The following is a 3,665-nucleotide window of genomic DNA, read 5'->3' on the forward strand; positions in this document are numbered from 1 at the left end:
GCCCCGCGCCGCCTTGGCGCCGCCTGCCCCCGCCGCCCCGCCCGCGCCCGCCCCGCCCGCCCCCCCGCCGGCGGCGCCGCCGCCGGGGGGGGGGGCCGCGGCGCCGCCGGCCGCGGCCGAGCCGTCGCGCCCGGCCCCGACCGGCCGGGTGCAGGTGCAGCTCGGCGCGCTGAATTCGGCCGAGGCCGCGCGATCCGAATGGGAACGCCTGTCCCGCCGCGCCCCCGAGCTCTTCGAGGGCCGCAGCCCGCAGATCCTGCGCCTGGATCGCGGGGAGGGGCAGTCGCCGCTCTACCGCCTGCGCACCGGCGGCCTGCCGGACCAGGATGCGGCGGCGGAGTTCTGCCAGGCGATCAGAGCGCGCGGCGGTGCCTGCATCCCGGTCCGCAGCTGAGCGCATGACGGTCCCGCGCGCCGCCATCGTCGGCCTGTCCGGCACCGCCCTGACGGCCGAGGAGGCGGCGCTGTTCCGCCGCCACCGCCCGCTCGGCGCCATCCTGTTCCGCCGCAATGTCGAAAGCCCCGCCCAGGTCGCCGCCCTCGCCGCCGCGTTGCGCGAGGAACTCGGGGAGGCCGCGCCGATCCTGGTGGACCAGGAAGGCGGCAGGGTCGCCCGCCTCCGCCCGCCGCACTGGACCGCCTTCCCGCCGCCCGCCAGCTTCGAGGGCAGGCCGGAGGCTACGGCGGAGGCGAATGCCGCGATGCTGGGTGCCGAATGCGCCGCGCTCGGTCTCGACGTGGTCTGCGCGCCCTGCCTCGATCTGCGGCTGCCCGGCGCGCATGACGTGATCGGCGACCGCGCCTTCTCCGACCGGCCCGAGGAAGTGGCCCGGCTCGGCGCCGCCTGGGTCCGAGGGCTGCAGGCCGCCGGCTGCATCCCGGTGATCAAGCATATCCCCGGCCATGGCCGCGCCGCGGTGGACAGCCACGAGAGCCTGCCCCGCGTGACCGCGACCGCCGCCGAACTCGAAGCCGACATCGCGCCCTTCCAGGCGCTTGCGGATTGCGGCGCCTGGGCGATGACGGCGCATATTCTCTACGAGGCCTGGGACGCCGACCGCCCGGCCACGCTCTCGCCCCACATCGTCGCCGAGGTGATCCGCGGCGCGATCGGCTTCGACGGCGTGCTGGTTTCCGACGATCTGGCGATGGGCGCGATGCGCGGCCTGTCGAACGACCTGGCCGGCGCGGCCATCGCGGCGGGCTGCGACCTGGTGCTGCACTGCACCGGGGTCCTGGCCGAGACCGAGGCGCTGCTCGGCGCCTGCCCCTCGCTGTCCGACGCCGCCCTGCGCCGCCTGGACGCGGCCCGCGCGGCGATGCTGCAGGCCCGGCGGCCGCTCCAGGCGGTCGCCTGAGCATGTCCTGGCTGGCCGAGGTCTCGGCGGTCGCCCTCGCGGCCATCCTCGCCATCACGCTGCACGAGGCGGCGCATGGCTATGCCGCGAAATGGCTCGGCGACGACACCGCGGCCCGGCTCGGCCGGCTGAGCCTCAATCCGCTGCGCCATGTGGACCCGGTGGGCACGCTGATCGTGCCGGGCATGCTGCTGGCCACCCAGATGCTGACCATCGGCCGGGTGGAGGCGATGTTCGGATGGGCGAAGCCGGTGCCGGTGAACATCTGGCGCCTGCGCGATCCGCGCTGGGGCATGGTGATGGTCGCCGCGGCCGGGCCGGCCATCAATTTCGCCCTTGCCTGGTGCTTCGGGATCGCCGCCCATGTGGTGGAGGCGGGGGCCGAGTCGCTGCCGCTGGCAGCCACCGAGTGGCTGCTCCGCTTCGTCGCGATCAGCATGTTGGTGAATGTCGTCCTGGCCTGTTTCAACCTGCTGCCGATCCCGCCCCTGGATGGGGGGCGCATCCTGGTCGGCATCCTGCCGGCGCCGGCCGCGCGTGCCGTGGCCTCGCTGGAGCGTGCCGGGCTGTTCATCGTGCTCGGTGTGGTCTTCCTGCTGCCGATGCTGATCCCCGGTCTGGATCCGCTCGGCTGGCTGCTGCGCAACGTCGCGCTGCCGGTGCTGCGCTTCATCTTCATGCTGTCGGGCCATTGAGGGGGGAACCCGGATGACCGCCGCCGCCATGCCTGCCGCACCGGCCTTTCCGGCTCCCCTCGGGGCGACCGGGGCGCCGGTCCTTCACCTGCAGCTCGACGGCTTCGAGGGGCCGCTCGACCTGCTGCTCGATCTCGCCCGGGCGCAGAAGGTGGACCTGGAGCGGATCTCCATCGTCGCGCTGGTGGACCAGTACCTGGCGGTGATCGAGCAGGCCCGCGGCCTCCGGCTGGAGATCCAGGCGGAGTGGCTGGTGATGGCGGCCTGGCTCGCCTGGCTGAAATCCCGCCTGCTGCTGCCGAAGGAGGAGGCCGCCGGGGAGGACCCGGAGGCGCTGGCCGGCCGCCTGACCGGGCTGCTGGCCGAGCTCGAGCGCATGCGCGCCGGCGCCGCCTGGCTCGGGACCCGGCCGCAGCTGTTCCGCGACCTCTTCCCGCGCGGCGTGCCGGAGGACCTGACGGTGCAGGACCGGTCCGGCATCCGCGCCGACCTCTCCGCGCTCTGCCAAGCCTATGTCGCCGGCCGCCGCCGGGCCCTGGCCAAGCGCCCCTATCGTCCGAAGCCCCGGCGGCTGTGGTCCGTGCAGGAGGCGATCACGCATCTGTCCCGCACCCTGGGCGGCTTTCCCTCCTGGGCGGTGCTGCAGCGCTTCCTGCCGGATGGGGAGGTCGGCGCCTCGCTCGACACGGTGGAGCGCCGGGCGGCACTTGCCAGCACGCTCGTGGCGGGCTTGGAGATGGCCCGCGGCGGTGCAGTGGAGCTTCGCCAGGAGCGGGCCTTCGGCCCCATCATGCTCCGCCGCGCCGAGCGCGTGGAGGAGAACAAGGATGTCCGCGCCGCCTGAGGATGCGGCCCCGCCGGGAGACCCCCCGGCGGCAGCAGAGGAAGCCGCGCCCCCCGCCCCCGCCACGCCCGAGGCGGTGCGGCTGGCGGAGGCGTTGCTTTTCGCCTCCGACCGTCCGGTGACGACGCAGCGCCTGCAGCAGGTGCTGCCCGAGGGGCAGGTCGCCCCCACCGTGCTGGCTGCGCTCGCCGAGGCGCTGCAGGGCCGCGGCGTGGTGCTGGCCGAGGTCGCCGGCGGCTGGGCGCTCCGCACCGCGCCCGACCTCGCCCCGGCGCTGACCCGGGTGGTGGAGGTGCCGCGCCGCCTGCCGCGCGTGGCGATGGAGACCCTGGCCGTGATCGCCTGGCACCAGCCCGTCACCCGCGCCGAGGTCGAGGAGATCCGCGGCGCCGGCCTGTCCCAGGCGACGCTGGAGGCGCTGCTCGAACACGGGCTGATCGCGCCGAAGGGCCACAGGGAGGTGCCGGGCCGCCCGACGCTGTGGGGCACCACGCCGCGCTTCCTCGAGCAGTTCGGCCTGACCTCCATCAAGGACCTGCCGAAGCGCGAGGAACTGGTCAGCGCCGAGGCCGCGGCGCCGCTTCTGGCGGCTGCCGGGGAGAAGGCCGAGGAGGAGCCGGTTTCGGAGGAGCCACCGGCTGAGGAGCCGCGAGCGTGACGATGGAACTGGCGGCGCGCGCCCCTTCGCGGGGGCCCCGGGCCCCCCGGCGGGCCCCCCCCCCCCCCCCCCCGCCCCCCCCCCCGGGCCGCGCCCGCGCGCCACCCCCC

General features: G+C 75.7%; 5 protein-coding genes. All 5 read left to right on the top strand.

The annotated features are described in order from the left end of the window. Positions 1-394: SPOR domain-containing protein (locus AC1MIR_RS03900; RefSeq protein WP_480026868.1), on the top strand; the 394-nt coding region annotated here is incomplete at its 5' end. A 4-nt stretch (positions 395-398) separates the two neighbouring features. Beyond that, positions 399-1,358, top strand: coding sequence for a beta-N-acetylhexosaminidase (nagZ, locus tag AC1MIR_RS03905; RefSeq protein ID WP_480026869.1), 960 nt, complete (start codon positions 399-401; stop codon positions 1,356-1,358). Positions 1,359-1,360: 2 nt separating this feature from the next. Further along, positions 1,361-2,053 carry a site-2 protease family protein gene (locus tag AC1MIR_RS03910; protein WP_480026870.1) on the top strand — a complete coding sequence of 231 codons (693 nt, stop codon included), beginning with the start codon at positions 1,361-1,363 and terminating at the stop codon, positions 2,051-2,053. A gap of 28 nt (positions 2,054-2,081) precedes the next feature. Further along, complete coding sequence (locus tag AC1MIR_RS03915; protein ID WP_480027052.1) at positions 2,082-2,897, top strand: segregation and condensation protein A; 816 nt, start codon at positions 2,082-2,084, stop codon at positions 2,895-2,897. After that, positions 2,881-3,555, top strand: a complete 675-nt coding sequence (gene scpB, locus AC1MIR_RS03920; RefSeq protein ID WP_480026871.1) for an SMC-Scp complex subunit ScpB — start codon at positions 2,881-2,883, stop codon at positions 3,553-3,555. Before AC1MIR_RS03915 ends, scpB begins: the two co-directional genes overlap by 17 nt. Positions 3,556-3,665 lie beyond the last annotated feature (110 nt).

Source organism: Falsiroseomonas sp. RANM36 (assembly GCF_056682175.1).

Bases quoted from the DNA above. Each gene is read 5' to 3' on its own strand.
- AC1MIR_RS03915 (WP_480027052.1), top strand. From the start codon at position 2,082: ATGCCTGCCGCACCGGCCTTTCCGGCTCCCCTCGGGGCGACCGGGGCG.
- nagZ (WP_480026869.1), top strand. From the start codon at position 399: ATGACGGTCCCGCGCGCCGCCATCGTCGGCCTGTCCGGCACCGCCCTG.
- AC1MIR_RS03910 (WP_480026870.1), top strand. From the start codon at position 1,361: ATGTCCTGGCTGGCCGAGGTCTCGGCGGTCGCCCTCGCGGCCATCCTC.
- scpB (WP_480026871.1), top strand. From the start codon at position 2,881: ATGTCCGCGCCGCCTGAGGATGCGGCCCCGCCGGGAGACCCCCCGGCG.